This is a genomic window from Candidatus Omnitrophota bacterium, assembly GCA_018830005.1.
GTDB lineage: Bacteria > Omnitrophota > Gorgyraeia > JAHJTE01 > JAHJTE01 > JAHJTE01.
In genome coordinates this window covers 234,579-250,012 of the sequence record JAHJTE010000002.1, presented here as the reverse complement: position 1 = coordinate 250,012, position 15,434 = coordinate 234,579, and the positions used below count along the sequence as shown (strand labels likewise).

The window sequence follows — 15,434 nt, the reverse complement described above, 5'->3', positions numbered from 1 at the left end:
CTTAAAGTTCCGGCAATGAAAAAAAAGATTCTAACCAAACATTCGAAGCCTAAGAAGAAAAAGGTAATTTTCCTTGATCGTGATGGCGTAATCAACAGGTATCCAGGAAGAAGAAAATACGTGACAAGTCTGCGCTCTTTTAAGCTTATCCCGGGTTCATTAAGAGCTATTAAGAAGCTAACAGAGGCAGGATTCATTATATTTATCATCTCTAATCAGGCTGGCGTGGCAAAAAAGATATACACAAAGGCTGCACTTAAGGCAATTACCCATAAGATGCTGTTAAATATTAAGAGGGCAGGCGGAAGCATAAGAAAGGTCTTATATTGCACTCATTTACCAGAGACAAATTGCGCATGTCGCAAGCCCAAGACCGCCTCAGTAAAAAAGGCAATGCAATCTCTTGATTCAAGAATTGACCGTACATCTTCTTATTTAATAGGAGATGATATTGCCAAGGATATAGTTATGGGAAAGCGCAGCCACCTGAAGACTATTCTAGTTTTAAGCGGAAGGGATAGGCGAAGGGTTATGGCTAAGCGCTCAGGAAGACCTGACTACGTGTTCAAAAATTTATTAGAAGCTACAAAATTCATATTAAAAACTAATGCATGAAACTTCTTATTGTTTATGCGAGTGCCGGAGCTGGCCATCGTAGGGCAGCAGAAGCAATTTATGAAAGTTTAGACGATAGCCTAAAGCAAGAATCATCTCTTGTTGATATTCTAGATTTCACGCCCTCCTTTTTTAAATTCACCTATTCAAAAGGATATATTTTTCTGATAAGTCGTATTTCTTGGCTTTGGTCATTTTTTTATTGGCTGACAAATTTAGGAATACTCTCCAAGCTTATAAACTTATTAAGAAGAGCCAGCAACTCTTTGATGACGAAGAGATTTGTATGCTTTTTAAATAAAAATAACCCCCAGGTTGTTTTAAGCACCCATTTTTTATCTAGCGAAGTATTATCCAATTTAAAAAAGAGAAAGAAGATAGATTCCTTCCATATATCAATTATAACTGATTATACCATCCATGGCTTTTGGTTAAATGATGGAGTTGATAAATTCATAGTCGGCCTCCAATTTTTAAAGGATATTTTAATTAAAAAAGGCATTGAAAAGGATAAGATCCTTGATTTGGGTATTCCGGTAGATAAATCGTTTTTGAATCTAAAGAGCCGCCAGGTAGCCGCTGAGATTACAGGAGTCAATCCTAATAAATTTACTGCCCTGCTTGTAACTGGCGCTATCGGCCTGAATTGTTTAGGCAGAATCGCCAGCGTTTTGAAGGATAATATGCAGACGATAGTAATCTGCGGTAAGAATAAAAAATTGCTACACAGTTTAGAAAAGATAGGATCAAATAACCTAATTTTATATCCACTTGTTAGTAATATGGCTGATTTCTTAGCTTGTAGCGATGTTATTATTACTAAGGCAGGAGGCCTGACAGTAACAGAGTCGCTCATTGCACAAATCCCGATGTGTTTTATTTCGCGTATCGGAGGTCAGGAGGCAGCCAATATTGAAGTTTTTACCACTTTAGGTTGTGCCTTTTATGAGAGAAGAGAAAGCGCAGTCATTCAAAGGTTGCTTGAATTTTCGCAGGATCCTAAGGGTTTGACTGTCTTGAAGCAAAATTTAGCTCGCTACGCAAGATGCGATGCAAATTCTAGGATAATTTCATTTCTAAAGGAACATGTCAGATAAATTAATTGCTAAAGTTGTTTTGGGCCTGCCGCTATCAAAAAGCTTTGATTATTCTATCCCTGAGAATTTAAGAAAAAAAATAAAGGCAGGCTCTCGTGTGAACATAATTTTTAATAGACGCAATATGATTGGTTATGTTCAGGCATTGACGGATAAATCGCAGATTAAGAAACTCAACCCTATTATTTCCTTAATAGATGAGGCGCCAATCTTGCCAGGTCATTTTTTATCTTTAATGTCTAAGATCTCCTCTTATTATTGTTCTTCGCTTGGCGAGATGATTGAGGCAGCACTTCCGGACTTAATCAGAAAAGGAAGGCAGATTCCTCTAGATTATAAGTTTCCAAAAGAGCCAGAAGAGAGGCCAAAAGTTAAAGAGAAATTTTCTGGGTTTGTTTATCGCAGTATCGATGAAGAAAAAAAGAGCGAGTTTTTCGTAGAAAGAATCAAAGAGGCGCTGGAGAAAAATAAGCAGGTTATATTTCTTTTGCCTGATACTTCTTTAGTCGACGTTTGGGTCAAGCGCTTAAGGAGCATTTTCAAGGGGGCACGTATTATCTGTTTGCACAGTAGATTAAGTAAAAAGGAGGCGTTTCTTGCTTGGCTTTCGATTAAATCGTCTGAAGCGGATATAGTAGTTGGCTCACGCGCTGCAATATTCTCTCCCTTAGTTAATATTGGCTTGATTATCATAGATTCTGAGGACAATTTTGTTTATAAGCAGGAGACCAGACCTTACTATAATGCCAGGGATGTTGCAATAATGCTGGCCAAGGACAGGCAAGCTATGTTGGTGCTTTCAAGCATATCACCCAGTGCGGAAGTATTTCATTCTACGATAAAGAATAAATTTAAGTTTATCTCAGAACAGACAGATAAAGCTAGGTTGCCTAAAACAAAGATAATTGATTTGAGATATCAAAGGTTGCCTAGAGGAGGCAATCTATTCTCTTTGCCGTTTACTGAACGCATCAGGAATTACCTAGAACAGGAAAAAAGGATTTTGATTTTTCTTAACCGCAGAGGCTTTGCTACATTTTTACGATGCAAGAGTTGCGGACATTCACTTGAGTGTGCTCGCTGCAGCAGTCATCTTATTTACTATTATCATACAAAGACGATGCAGTGTCCTCATTGTAATTATAAAATAGATGAGCCTAAGGTCTGCCCAAAGTGCAATTTTAATCTCATATATTTTGGCGGTTTTGGTATTCAACGCCTTGAAAGTGAAACGCATCGTTTATTTCCCGGAGTTAAAATTACCTGTCTTGATTCCTTGGAGGCCAAGGCTGAGGCCTCTTCATCAAACATAATTATCACTAGTCAATTCGGGTTAAAAGAAGGCCTTATAAAAGAAGATATAGATTTATGTGCTGTTGTTTCCATGGATAATATATTAAATCTTGCCCAGCTTCGCTCTAGCGAAGAGGCCTTTAGGATTTTACTGCATTTGCGCGCCTTAGCAAAAGATGAGTTAGTTGTTCAGACTTATATATGCGAACATCGTGTATTTAGCTGTCTTAATCAGGGGGATTATGAGGCTTTTATTAAGGCAGAGTTAAATGATAGAAAGAGCTTGAACCTCCCACCTTACAGGCATCTGATTGCATTAAATTTAAAATCTGCGAAGCTAGAAGAGTTAAATTTGACTTCCCAAAAATTGTTCAAACTATTGAAAAATCGCGTTGCGAGAGAAAGGCATATAGAAGTATTTTCTCCTATTGAAGATATTCCGTTTAAATTGCGTTCAAAATTTAGATTGCAAATCTTGATTAAAACAGCTAAAGTGGAGGAGATGAATCGCATTGTTTCCGGGTTATTACCTAAATTAAAGGCTGGCAAGGCAGTTAGTATCGGAGTTAATGTAGATATATGAGTAAGCAAGATTTGAGAATAATATTTTTTGGAAGTGCTCAGATTTCGGTTGAGATACTAAGCACTTTACTAAAGGCTGGCTATATCCCGAGCTGTGTAGTTACCCAGCCTGATAAAAAATCAGGCAGGCATCTTATGCTGCATTCTACGCCTGTTAAGATTTTTGCTGAAACCAAGGCATTGGATGTTTTAGCTGTTGATGATTTATCCGATAAAGCCTTTTTAGATAAGCTTGCAGGGTTAGAGGCTGATATATTTATTGTTGTTGCCTATGGTAAAATTTTACCAGCAAAAATTTTAGATATACCGCGCAGTTTTGCTTTAAATATCCATACCTCGTTACTTCCTAAGTATCGGGGAGCTGCCCCTATCCAATGGGCAATTATAAACGGAGAAACTTCAAGCGGTATAACTATTATTCGAATGAATGAGAAAATAGATGAAGGAGATATTGTTGCTCAGGAGGAGATTCTGCTAGAGGCAGATGATAATGCTATAACTTTAGAGGCTAAACTTAGTGTGCTTGCTGGCAAAAAGATTCTTGAGGTTTTGGATTTGATTAAAGAGAAAAAGATTACCTTTTCTAAACAGGATTCATCATGTGCTACTTTTGCTCCGAAATTGGAGAAAAACGATGGTGTCATAAATTGGAATATTGATGCTGTTGCTATCCATCATCAGATTCGGGGTTGTCTGCCTTGGCCAGTTGCCTTTACATATTTTAAAGGAAAGCGCCTTAAAATCTTTGCTGCCAAAGTCTTTCCTGAATCTGTTTCGGCAAAGCCAGGAGAAGTAGTTAGTTTAAGCGATGGCTTGATTTCTGTTGCTTGTGCTCACGGTGTCCTTAAGATAGAAGAGGTGCAGCCAGAGAATTCAAGACGCATGAGGCCAGAGGAATTTATTGCTGGGTCAAGAATTTCACTAGGTGATTTTTTGGGATAATTAACTAAAGAGGGAAATGGAAAGATGGGAGAATTAAGTAAGGATCCGTTTTCCTCGCAAAGGATACTGGCAGACAATTGAGCAGGATTATCATTGGCATATAGAATTGTTCCCGCGCCTGACTAGGGTAGCTGGTTTTGAATGGGGGAAAAGAGATAAAGTTATAATTTTCTTAAATTTTAATAGACAGGAGAAGAAAAAATAATATAATAGACTGAACGAAGCTTGAGATTTAAAGAGTATATTTTATGGATTCCTTAAGTTATCTAATTATTAAAGGAGGAAGTACATGTCAGGAAGAGCTATTAAAGTAGGAATCAACGGCTTTGGAAGAATCGGCAGAAATGTGTTTAAAGTCATTAATAAAAGAAAAGGATTAGAGGTTTCATTAATCAATGACCTTACGGATGCTAAGACCTTAGCTCATTTATTGAAATACGATTCTTCTTATGGTAAATTCGACGGCACAGTTGAGCCTGAGGCAGATGCAATTGTTGTCAATGGTAAAAAGACCAAGATTAGCGCAATAAAGAATCCTGCTGAGCTCAATTGGAGGGAGCTAGGCGTAGATATTGTTATTGAATCTACGGGCGTATTTAGAGAAAGGGAAAAAATAGCTCTTCATTTAGAGGCAGGGGCAAAAAAGGTAATCCTCACTGTTCCGGCAAAAGATGAAATTGATAATATGATTGTTATTGGTGTTAATGAAGCGGCCTTGAAAAAAGAGGATAAAATCGTCTCAAATGCAAGCTGCACTACAAATTGTCTAGCACCCATGGTTAAAGTATTGCAAGATAGCTTTGGTATAGAAAAAGGGCTGATGACAACCATACATGCCTACACTAATGATCAGTGTATTCTGGACTTTCCTCATAAAGATCTAAGGCGTGCACGCGCTGCAGCCGTAAATATTATTCCCACGACTACAGGAGCAGCCAAGGCTGTGGGTAAGATTATTCCTGAACTTAGTGGAAGATTAAACGGAATGGCAATGCGTGTTCCGGTTGTGGTTGGTTCTATTGTTGATTTCGTGGCAATTCTTAAAAAGGATGCTAAAAAAGAAGAGATCAACGCTGCAATGAAACAAGCCTCCCAAGGCGCTATGAAAGGGATCTTAGAATATACAGAAGATCCAATAGTATCCAGTGATATTATTGGCAATACTGCCTCTTGCATATTTGATGCAGATTCAACTATGATTATGGATAAGAATTTTGTTAAGGTTGTGGGTTGGTATGACAATGAATGGGGTTATTCTAACAGGGTAGTGGATTTGTTAGAGCTTTTGGTTAGTAAGGGATTGTAGATAAAGACAGGAGCATAGTAATAAATGGCAAAGTTAACAATTTCAGATTTAAGCTTAAAAGATAAGCGCCTCTTAGTGCGGGTTGATTTTAATGCTCCTCAAGATAAGCAGGGAAACATTACAGATGACATTCGTATAAGAGCAAGCTTGCCTACTATTAAGTATGCCTTAGATAATGGCGTATCAAAGTTGATACTCATGTCTCATTTAGGGAGGCCTAAGGGAGAAATTAAAGATAGCTTAAAAATGGATAAAGTTGCAGCTAGGCTTGAGGCGCTCATAAGTCAGCCTGTTTTAAAGCTTGATGATTGTGTTGGTGAAGCTGTTGAAAAAGCTATAGCCGATTCCAGAGAAAAAGTAATTCTTCTTGAGAATCTTCGTTTCCATAAAGAAGAAGAAAAGAATGATTCTGATTTTGCTAAGGGTTTAGCTAAACTTGGCGATTTATTCGTAAACGATGCCTTTGGTAGCGCGCATCGCGCACATGCCTCTACCGAAGGCGTAACGCATCACCTTAAATCTGCAGCAGGGTTTTTACTGGAAAAGGAGATTAAATACTTAGGAGATACTTTGGCAAATCCGGAATTGCCTTTTGTTGTGATTTTAGGCGGTGCGAAAGTTTCGGATAAAATCGCTGTAATCGAAAATCTCCTGCCCAAAGCTCAAAAATTTCTGATTGGCGGCGGTATGGCTTATACGTTTTTAAAGGCAGTTGGCGTTGAAATCGGAAAATCACTGCTTGATAAAGAACGCCTTGATTTTGCAAAAAATATAATTGATTTAGCGAAAAAACAGAACAAAGCAATAGTTCTGCCTGTTGATCATATAGCTGCAACAGCAATTGATAATCCTGGCTCTGCGCAATTAATTAAAGGATTAAATTTACCATCTGATCTTATGGGTTTAGATATTGGTCCCAGGAGTATAGAGATATTTAAAGATGAATTAAAAGACGCAAAGACCATGCTTTGGAATGGACCTTTGGGAGTGAGTGAGATTGAGGCTTTTAGCCGCGGCACAAAGGAGATAATGACCTATATTACTGAGTTAGATGCGGCTACAATCCTTGGTGGTGGAGATACAGCAGCAGCTGCAAGTCTTTTTGGCCTGACTGATAAAATTACTCATATTTCTACAGGTGGCGGCGCTTCTTTAGAGTATATGGAGGGAAAAACATTACCTGGTATTGCTGCCTTAAGCGATAAGTAGGAGATAGATAATGAGAAAGCCGATAATAGCTGGAAACTGGAAAATGTATAAGACCATACCTCAGGCTATTGAGTTGGTCAATGGCCTAAAGAGGGAGCTATCTGATTTCGTAGGCGCGGATATTGTTGTTTGTCCTACTTATACAGCACTGAGTGAAGTATCTGAGGTCTTAGCTGATTCTAGCATCAAATTGGGTGCACAGGATATGTATTGGCAAGATGAAGGTGCTTATACAGGAGAGATCTCAGCTTCGATGCTTAAGGATGTCGGCGTTAGCTTCGTGATTTTAGGCCATTCTGAAAGAAGGCAACACTTTCAAGAAACAGACGAGGCAGTTAACAATAAGATTAAGGCTGCATTAATGGCAGAGATTACGCCTATTTGTTGTATCGGTGAGAAATTAGAACAGAGAGAGGCTAATCAGACTTATGATGTGGTGCAGAGACAGTTGCAGGCAGCGTTGAAAGATATCAAGGAGGCTCAAGTAAAAAAGATCGTATTTGCCTATGAACCTATTTGGGCAATCGGCACAGGAAAAACCGCAACAAGTGCTCAGGCCCAAGAAGTCCATAAATTCCTACGCTCACTGCTTGAAAAATGGTATAATAAAGAGGTAGCAAGTTCGGTAAGAATTCAGTATGGAGGCAGTGTCAAGCCAGAGAATATAGCAGATTTAATGAAGGCAGCTGATATTGATGGCGCCTTGGTTGGAGGAGCAAGTTTAGGGATTGAATCATTTTCCCAAATTGTAAAAAGATGTACGGTATCTTAATTACTATACATGCAATTATTGGAATCTTGCTGATTGTGGTGATTTTAGTGCAGTCAGGTAGGAGTGGTGGTTTAGCAGAAACCTTTGGAGGCGCTGCAGAATCTATTTTCGGCACTAAGACAAATGCCTTTATGGTGCGTCTGACAACTGTCATGGCAATCCTTTTTATTACAAGCTGCCTGACTTTGGCTTATGTTTCCAAGCAACAGTCTAAATCCTTGATGGAAAGAGTTGAGATTCCAGAAACTAAAAGTAAGGCTGATGAGATCACAAAGCAAGAGGAGGTCAGCCCACCTGAGCTTAAAGAAGTCGTCGCAGAAGGCGTGGCTGCTGATAACGAAATCCTGGATGCGGTTGGAGAGCCTAAAGAGTAAAACTTTAAACATGTCTTTAATTCAAAATGTTTAGCTACCACTTAAGAATGGTAGCTTTTTATTTTATGAAGAAAATAGCAGTTTTTATAATTACATGTTTTTTATTTTCACATTGTCTAACTTCCGCTCAAGAGGTGAAAGATACTGGAGATACTATTGTAGTTGGTTCTATCGGCGATGCGCGTTCGCTCATTCCTATACTAGCATCAGATTCAGCCTCTGGAGATATTGTTGGCCTAGTGTTTAATGGCTTGATAAAATATGATAAGGATATTAATTTGATTGGGGACTTGGCAGAGAGTTGGCAGATTGCCGAAGGCGGCCTGGTAATTATTTTTAAATTAAGGAAGAATGTACGTTGGCATGATGGAACACCTTTTAGTGCAAGAGATGTTGAATTCACTTTTAGGAAATTAATTGATCCGGATGTAAAGACGCCTTATAGCGGAGACTTCCAAAAAGTCAAAGCCATTGAAGTTATTGACGAATATACACTAAAGGTTACATATAAAGAGCCATTCTCACCAGGGCTTTCAAGCTGGGGCATGGGTATCATGCCTAAACACATATTAGAAAATGAAGATTTTAATAATACCTCTTTTTCACGCAATCCCATTGGCACAGGGCCATATAAATTCAAATTCTGGAAGACGCAAGAGAAAATTGTCTTAGAGGCAAATGAGGCTTATTTCCAGAGTCGTCCTTTTATTGACCGTTACATCTATCGCATTATACCAGATCAGGCAACGCTGTTTTTAGAGGCTCAGGTAGAAGGCGTAGATTTATCAGGCCTTACACCATTTCAATACAAGCGCCAGACTGATACTGCCTTTTTTAAAAATACATTTAATAAATACAGGCTGCCAAGTTTTGGCTTTACATATCTTGGATTTAATTTGAAGAACCCCCTTTTTAAAGATAAAAAAGTACGCCAAGCACTCGACTATGCCCTAGATAAGAATGAGATAATCAAAGGTGTTCTTTTAGGATTAGGAAGGGTTTGCACAGGGCCTTTTGTGCCTGATTCCTGGGCTTATAATCAGGATATCTCAGTCAGGGACTTTAATCAGGATAAGGCAAGGCATTTACTTAAAGGAGCAGGCTGGCAGGATACAGATAGAGATGGCTGGCTGGATAGGGAAGGCAAGCGCTTTGAATTTACGATTATCACAAATCAGGGAAATGAGCAGAGAAAGGCAGTTGCCGAGATTATCCAAAAAAGATTGGCTGATATTGGTATAAAGGTTAAGATCAAGATTATTGAATGGTCTGCGTTCATCAGTGAATTTATCGACAAGAGAAAATTTGACGCTGTTCTATTGGGTTGGTCTTTATCGCGCGATCCTGATAATTACGATATCTGGCATTCTTCTAAGACGCGAGAAGGAGAATTTAATTTCATCTCTTATAATAATAAGAAGGTGGATGATTTATTGGTAAAGGGGAGGCGGACATTTAATCAGGCTGAGCGTGCCAGATTATATAAAGAAATCCACGAAATTATATATGAAGATGCTCCTTATATATTTCTCTATGTTCCGGATTCACTTCCAATAGTCCATAAACGCTTTAAGGGCATAAAACCAGAACCCTTGGGTATAGGATATAATTTTATAAAATGGTGGGTTCCTGACTCAGAGCAAAAATATATCCGCTCTAGAATTAAAAGATGATTAATTATCTAATAAGAAGAATATTGATTTTAATTCCTTTATTTATTGGTATAACATTAATTTCTTTTTTAGTGATTCATCTTGCCCCAGGCAGGCCTACGACAATTGCGTCGGATTTTAATCCCAAGGTTAGCCTAGAAGTCAGAGCGCGACTTGCAAAACTCTACGGCCTGGATAAGCCGCTGCATATCCAGTACAGAGATTGGTTTTTGCGCCTTATACGTTTTGATTTTGGTAACTCATTTTTGGATGATCGGCCAGTTTGGGATAAGATAAAAGAAAGAGTGCCCATAACATTGTTGATTAACGTGCTATCATTGGCTCTCATTCTTATCGTTGCCATACCCTTAGGAATAAAATCAGCCTTAAGAGAGGGCTGTCTATTTGATAAGAGTAGCACTATCTTTGTTTTTGTGGGATTTGCCATGCCTAGTTTTTGGTTGGCCCTACTTTTGATGAGTCTTTTTGGCGTTCATTTAAGGTGGTTACCTATATCTGGAATCAAATCCATTGATTTTGAATTTTTAACACCGATGATGAAATTCTTCGATGTTAGTAAGCATTTAATATTACCTGTATTTGTTTCTGCCTTTGGAGGCCTGGCTGGGATTTCACGTTATATGCGTCAAGGCATGCTGGAGGTAATAAAAGCTGATTATGTAATTGCAGCACGTGCAAGAGGCCTGAGTGAAACAAGGGTAATATATAATCATGCCCTGCGGAATGCATTAATTCCGATAATTACAATTTTAGGACTATCTATTCCGGGATTAATTGGTGGTAGCGTAATTTTTGAGACAATATTTGCTATACCGGGCATGGGAAGATTATTCTTTGAATCAGTGATGAGTCGAGATTATCCTTCGATTATGGGTTTGCTCGTTTTGGGTAGTATCTTTACCTTGGCTGGCAATCTGATTGCTGATGTTACCTATGCCTGGGTTGATCCTCGTATACGCTATCAGCGATAAAGAAAGGAAAAATGTTAAGAAATAAATTATTAGTTTTTGGCCTACTAATTGTTTTACTGCTGGCAGTTTGTGCTTTTTTTGCACCTTACTTATCAGCTTATGATTTTTCCCAGATTGATGTCGACAGTATTTTAATGCCGCCTTCAAGTGAACATATTTTGGGTACTGATTCTTTGGGTAGGGATTTATTCTCGCGTATGCTTTTTGGTTCAAGGGTTTCACTCAAAGTAGGTTTTATAGCTGTAGGGATTTCTACAATAATCGGATGCACCGTAGGTTCAATCGCAGGCTTTTATGGTAAATGGATTGATTCGGTGATAATGCGCTTTGTTGATTTGATGTTGTGTTTTCCGACATTCTTCTTGATACTTTCAGTAGTAGCGATTTTAGAACCGTCGATAACTAATATTATGATCATTATCGGTCTTACAAGCTGGATGGGAGTTGCTCGTATTGTACGTGCACAAGTCTTAAGTCTAAAAGAACGTGAGTTTATTCAGGCCGCCCACGTAATCGGAGCCAGCAATATGCGGATTATACTCAAGCATCTCCTGCCTAATGCATTTGGACCGGTTGTGGTAGCAGCTATCTTAGGCATGGCATATGCGATTCTTGTAGAATCTTCTTTGAGTTTTTTAGGCATTGGCGTTCAGCCGCCTACGCCTTCCTGGGGTAATATTCTTATTGAAGCAAAATCTACATTAGGCGTTGCCTGGTGGCTTACTCTTTTTCCCGGACTCGCTATTTTTATCACCATACTCGGTTATAATATGCTGGGTGAAGGATTAAGAAATTGGCAGAAGCAATGAGCGATATATTAAGAATAGAAAATTTGAGTGTTTCTTATTACGCCAGAGAAGGAAGGCTAGATGCGTTAACAGGCATAAGCCTCACGTTATGCGAAGGTGGCGCTTTGGGTATTGTAGGTGAAAGTGGCTGTGGTAAAACTACTTTGGCAATGAGTATTGCAAAACTCTTACCTGATAACGCCAAATTCATAAGCGGTAAGGTTATTTATCAAGGTAAGAATATCTTAGAATTGACAGATAGACAATTAGAGGCTATTCGCGGTAAGCAAATCGGATATATATTTCAGGATGCAACCGCAGCACTAAATCCAGTTATAAGTATCGGCGGCCAACTTATTGAGACTATAATGAACTCTAGAAATTTAAGCCGTAAATATGCTAAAGATGAAGCCCATAGACTGCTTGAACTTGTAAAAATACCAGATCCAAAGGAGCATCTTGAATTCTATGCACATCAATTTTCCGGAGGTATGAATCAGAGGGTGATGATTGCTTTGGCCTTGGCCTCTAGGCCTAAACTTCTTATTGCAGATGAGCCAACCTCTAATCTTGATGTAACAATAGAGGCCTCGATTTTGGAATTGCTGGCAGAGTTAAGGCAAAAGCTGGGTCTGTCTATAATCTTTATTACCCATGATCTATCCTTAGTGCGTTTTCTTGCTGATGAGACAGCAGTAATTTATGCGGGAAAATTGATAGAATTAAAAAAGACCAAGGAGTTATTTGCGCATCCTAAAGAGGCCTATACTAAAGAGCTGTTAAATGCAGGCATGATTACTAGCAGACTATGAAAGAAGCTTTACTTAAAGCCTCAAACCTTAAAAAATATTATTACATACAGAAGAATTTTTTCTCAAGGGAAAGAATTGAGATTAGGGCTGTTGATGATCTTGATTTTTCTCTTGAATCTTCTCAAACTCTAGCTATTGTCGGCGAAAGCGGCTGCGGTAAGACTAGCGTTGCAAAACTTATTCTAAAATTGATTCCAGCCACCTCCGGAGATATTATCTTTGGAAGCCAAATTAAGAATTTACGTAAAGATGTTCAGATGGTTTTTCAAAATCCCTACAATTCACTTAATCCTCTAATGCGTATAGAGGATATTATTTTGGAGCCACTCTTAATCCATAAGATGTCTTCTCACAAATCTCCTAAGGAGCGTGTTATAGAACTCCTAGACTTGGTAGATATTGATTCAGGCTCGCGTTTTCGCTTTCCAAAAGAATTTTCCGGCGGTCAGCGTCAAAGGATTAGTTTAGCCAGGGCCCTAGCCTCAGGTCCAAAAATTATTGTTCTTGATGAGCCGGTTTCATCCTTAGACGTTAGAATCCAGGTAAAGATTTTAAATCTGCTCAAAAGTTTACAAACAAAGCTTAGTTTGAGTTTTTTGTTTATAACTCATAATTTGGCTGTGGTTAAGAATTTTTCCGATGCTTGTTTGGTTATGTATTTGGGCAAAATCATGGAGAAGGCGCAAGCCCTTGATATTTTTAAAAGAAGCCTGCATCCCTATACAGAGTCTTTACTCTTGGCCGCAAGGGATAAGAGGAGTAAACTTAAAGGAGATATACCACGATTTAGGAAAATCTCTGGCTGTATTTTTAATTCACGCTGCCCCTATGCAAAGGATAAATGTTTTAGTGTTGAACCTAAATTAGAAGAGAAAGAAAAAGGCCATTTCAGCGCCTGTCATTTTTCATTTGATTTATATAGGAGCCAAAAATGAACAAAAATATAATTCCAAAAATTAATAAATATGCAACCTCGGCATTAAGCATTATTCTTGTATTATTTGTGATTGTTCAGGCAACCAGCGGTATCTTTGATACAGATATCTGGCTGCATTTGAGAACCGGAAAAGAGATTATCAAGGACATGCGCGTCTCAGGCTCTGATCCTTATTCATTTACTTTATCCGGAAAGCGCTGGATAAATCACGAATGGCTATTTCAGGTTGCCGTTTATTTAATGTACAAATATTTTGATATAAGCGGCCTGATATTCTTACAGACACTATTTGTTGCCTTAGCCTTTCTTGTGTTGTTTTTGATTGGATTTAAAGACAACCAACATATGATTACGACGGTATTATTGTCTATCTTGGTAATATTTGCTACTTATACTAGATTCAACCTGAGGCCGGATATATTGAGCTTACTGTTCTTTAGCATATTCTTGCATCAATTAAAGTTTAATAAGGGCACTAATGTTATCTATATCTTGATATTCTGGCAGTTTCTCTGGGTGAATTCCCATGGTTATTTTTTCTTAGGTCCGCTTTTAATACTTATTTTTATTATCGCCGAGGTCTTTAGAAGATTCTTGCCTTTTCTTCCAGCCCAATGGTCGCAAACCGGCAAATTGGAGGATAGGAGTTTTCATAGATTGATTAAACTCCTTTTTCTAGTATTACTTGTTTGTTTTATTAACCCGCATGGATTTATCGGCGTAGTTTATCCCTTCCTCATATTAAAAGATATAGTCTTAGGTCAGGCTCATTATGCATTTAAAAGCGTGGCAGAGCTTGTAAGTGCTTTCCCCCTTAAAGGGAATGCCTTTGTAGGAAGTACGCAGTTTAACATTTTAGTTCTGATTAGTCTGTTTAGTTTATTATTTAATTGGCGAAAGTTAGACATTTCTCATATTTTATTATTTGCATTTTTTCTCCCCTTTGGTTTGGTGGTACAACGCAATATTACTTTTTTGAGTTTTGCCGCTTATCTAATAGTAATATCTAGATTGAATGAGATTGATCATTCTGTTAAAAGCAAGGTAAGGATTAATGTCTTCTCAAGCAAACTGGATATAGCTATTAAGGGCCTCATTATTTGCGTGTTAATTGTATTTATGGCAAAGATCAGCTATGGATCCATGTTCAGGCGTTACTATGATTTTAAGGATTATGAGATGAAGAGCCATCTTTCAGATCTAATAGGGTATCGCTATCCAAAGGCATGCATAGATTTTATGCGTGATAATAACTTACCAGCAAATCTCTTCAATGATTTTAATTCCGGGGCATATCTTATCTTCCATGCTTATCCTGAATATAAAGTCTTTATTGATGGACGCACTGAACTTTATAGTAGTGAATTTTTTGATAACTACCTTAAAATTATGGCTGGTGATAAAGAAATTTTTGATACCCAGGTAGAAAAATTTAATATAAATACTGCTCTTTTAAATAATTCTACTTCCTTTATTCCCAAAAAAGCCTTCAAGATGTTCTATGAGCATCCCGAGTGGCAATTAGTATTTTTTGATGAAAGCGGAGTTGTATTCTTGAGGAAAACAACTGCTAATGCCAAGTTGATTAGGTCCTTAAGTGTTGATTTAAAAAATTGGCAGGCATCACCGGTTGACATGTTGCGTCTCACTCTAGGTGTAGTTGTTCCTGACCCATATATTTTGCGTGCAAGGTTACTTGATGCTGTCGGCCTAGATAAAGCTGTTATTTCTGAAGCAGAGGAGGCCTTAAAGATTTATCCTTCTTCAAGGGAGGCTCATTATTATCTTGGTAAGGCATTTCTTAATCAGGGTAAGTTTGATGATGCCTTGAGGCATTTGCGTCTTGCCTATACTTACGGCCTTAGGAAGTCTTATCTTCGTTTGCTCTTAGCTAAGACATATCTTAAGTTAGGCGAGAAGGAAAAGGCGTTGAAAATTTCCCGCTTAGCGCAGAAAATAACCCCTGATGATAAAGAGATAAAAGAATTCGTTGCAAATCTCGAACAGTCGCTAGAAGAAAACTAGGCAGATTTTTACCTTATTTTTTATAATATATTGCAATA

The 15,434-nt window shown here is 38.1% G+C and carries 14 protein-coding genes; all 14 read left to right on the top strand.

Features of this window, described 5'->3' with window-relative positions; genetic code table 11:
- The first annotated feature begins 15 nt into the window (after window positions 1-15).
- The 14 genes from KJ593_05870 to KJ593_05805 all read left to right on the top strand — a co-directional run bounded on the left by KJ593_05870 (window position 16) and on the right by KJ593_05805 (window position 15,396).
- Entirely contained in the window at window positions 16-615 is a 600-nt protein-coding gene (locus KJ593_05870; protein MBU2541407.1) for an HAD-IIIA family hydrolase, read from the top strand.
- Window positions 612-1,712: a hypothetical protein gene (locus tag KJ593_05865; protein ID MBU2541406.1), complete on the top strand. Its 1,101-nt coding sequence runs from the start codon at window positions 612-614 to the stop codon at window positions 1,710-1,712. The genes KJ593_05870 and KJ593_05865 overlap by 4 nt, the downstream gene beginning before the upstream one ends.
- Window positions 1,702-3,588 carry a primosomal protein N' gene (gene priA / locus KJ593_05860; GenBank protein MBU2541405.1) on the top strand — a complete coding sequence of 629 codons (1,887 nt, stop codon included), beginning with the start codon at window positions 1,702-1,704 and terminating at the stop codon, window positions 3,586-3,588. Before KJ593_05865 ends, priA begins: the two co-directional genes overlap by 11 nt.
- Entirely contained in the window at window positions 3,585-4,529 is a 945-nt protein-coding gene (gene fmt / locus KJ593_05855; GenBank protein ID MBU2541404.1) for a methionyl-tRNA formyltransferase, read from the top strand. The genes priA and fmt overlap by 4 nt, the downstream gene beginning before the upstream one ends.
- Before the next feature lie 289 nt (window positions 4,530-4,818).
- Window positions 4,819-5,835, top strand: coding sequence for a type I glyceraldehyde-3-phosphate dehydrogenase (gap, locus tag KJ593_05850; GenBank protein ID MBU2541403.1), 1,017 nt, complete (start codon window positions 4,819-4,821; stop codon window positions 5,833-5,835).
- Between the two features lie 24 nt (window positions 5,836-5,859).
- The gene (locus tag KJ593_05845; GenBank protein ID MBU2541402.1) at window positions 5,860-7,044 is read left to right on the top strand and encodes a phosphoglycerate kinase; all 1,185 of its coding nucleotides are present in this window, start codon (window positions 5,860-5,862) and stop codon (window positions 7,042-7,044) included.
- A 10-nt stretch (window positions 7,045-7,054) separates the two neighbouring features.
- The gene (gene tpiA, locus KJ593_05840) at window positions 7,055-7,816 is read left to right on the top strand and encodes a triose-phosphate isomerase (GenBank protein ID MBU2541401.1); all 762 of its coding nucleotides are present in this window, start codon (window positions 7,055-7,057) and stop codon (window positions 7,814-7,816) included.
- Window positions 7,801-8,190 (top strand): preprotein translocase subunit SecG, encoded by a 390-nt coding sequence (secG, locus tag KJ593_05835; GenBank protein ID MBU2541400.1) that lies wholly within the window; start codon window positions 7,801-7,803, stop codon window positions 8,188-8,190. The genes tpiA and secG overlap by 16 nt, the downstream gene beginning before the upstream one ends.
- 65 nt (window positions 8,191-8,255) lie before the next feature.
- Entirely contained in the window at window positions 8,256-9,863 is a 1,608-nt protein-coding gene (locus KJ593_05830; GenBank protein ID MBU2541399.1) for a peptide-binding protein, read from the top strand.
- Window positions 9,860-10,834: an ABC transporter permease gene (locus KJ593_05825; GenBank protein MBU2541398.1), complete on the top strand. Its 975-nt coding sequence runs from the start codon at window positions 9,860-9,862 to the stop codon at window positions 10,832-10,834. Before KJ593_05830 ends, KJ593_05825 begins: the two co-directional genes overlap by 4 nt.
- Before the next feature lie 11 nt (window positions 10,835-10,845).
- Window positions 10,846-11,643, top strand: coding sequence for an ABC transporter permease (locus KJ593_05820; protein ID MBU2541397.1), 798 nt, complete (start codon window positions 10,846-10,848; stop codon window positions 11,641-11,643).
- Window positions 11,640-12,434, top strand: a complete 795-nt coding sequence (locus tag KJ593_05815) for an ABC transporter ATP-binding protein (GenBank protein MBU2541396.1) — start codon at window positions 11,640-11,642, stop codon at window positions 12,432-12,434. Before KJ593_05820 ends, KJ593_05815 begins: the two co-directional genes overlap by 4 nt.
- Window positions 12,431-13,369, top strand: coding sequence for an ATP-binding cassette domain-containing protein (locus KJ593_05810; protein MBU2541395.1), 939 nt, complete (start codon window positions 12,431-12,433; stop codon window positions 13,367-13,369). The genes KJ593_05815 and KJ593_05810 overlap by 4 nt, the downstream gene beginning before the upstream one ends.
- Window positions 13,366-15,396 (top strand): tetratricopeptide repeat protein, encoded by a 2,031-nt coding sequence (locus KJ593_05805; protein ID MBU2541394.1) that lies wholly within the window; start codon window positions 13,366-13,368, stop codon window positions 15,394-15,396. The genes KJ593_05810 and KJ593_05805 overlap by 4 nt, the downstream gene beginning before the upstream one ends.
- Window positions 15,397-15,434 lie beyond the last annotated feature (38 nt).

Coding starts and splice junctions, on each gene's coding strand:
- KJ593_05870 (MBU2541407.1), top strand. CDS start 16: ATGAAAAAAAAGATTCTAACCAAACATTCGAAGCCTAAGAAGAAAAAG.
- KJ593_05865 (MBU2541406.1), top strand. CDS start 612: ATGAAACTTCTTATTGTTTATGCGAGTGCCGGAGCTGGCCATCGTAGG.
- priA (MBU2541405.1), top strand. CDS start 1,702: ATGTCAGATAAATTAATTGCTAAAGTTGTTTTGGGCCTGCCGCTATCA.
- fmt (MBU2541404.1), top strand. CDS start 3,585: ATGAGTAAGCAAGATTTGAGAATAATATTTTTTGGAAGTGCTCAGATT.
- gap (MBU2541403.1), top strand. CDS start 4,819: ATGTCAGGAAGAGCTATTAAAGTAGGAATCAACGGCTTTGGAAGAATC.
- KJ593_05845 (MBU2541402.1), top strand. CDS start 5,860: ATGGCAAAGTTAACAATTTCAGATTTAAGCTTAAAAGATAAGCGCCTC.
- tpiA (MBU2541401.1), top strand. CDS start 7,055: ATGAGAAAGCCGATAATAGCTGGAAACTGGAAAATGTATAAGACCATA.
- secG (MBU2541400.1), top strand. CDS start 7,801: ATGTACGGTATCTTAATTACTATACATGCAATTATTGGAATCTTGCTG.
- KJ593_05830 (MBU2541399.1), top strand. CDS start 8,256: ATGAAGAAAATAGCAGTTTTTATAATTACATGTTTTTTATTTTCACAT.
- KJ593_05825 (MBU2541398.1), top strand. CDS start 9,860: ATGATTAATTATCTAATAAGAAGAATATTGATTTTAATTCCTTTATTT.
- KJ593_05820 (MBU2541397.1), top strand. CDS start 10,846: ATGTTAAGAAATAAATTATTAGTTTTTGGCCTACTAATTGTTTTACTG.
- KJ593_05815 (MBU2541396.1), top strand. CDS start 11,640: ATGAGCGATATATTAAGAATAGAAAATTTGAGTGTTTCTTATTACGCC.
- KJ593_05810 (MBU2541395.1), top strand. CDS start 12,431: ATGAAAGAAGCTTTACTTAAAGCCTCAAACCTTAAAAAATATTATTAC.
- KJ593_05805 (MBU2541394.1), top strand. CDS start 13,366: ATGAACAAAAATATAATTCCAAAAATTAATAAATATGCAACCTCGGCA.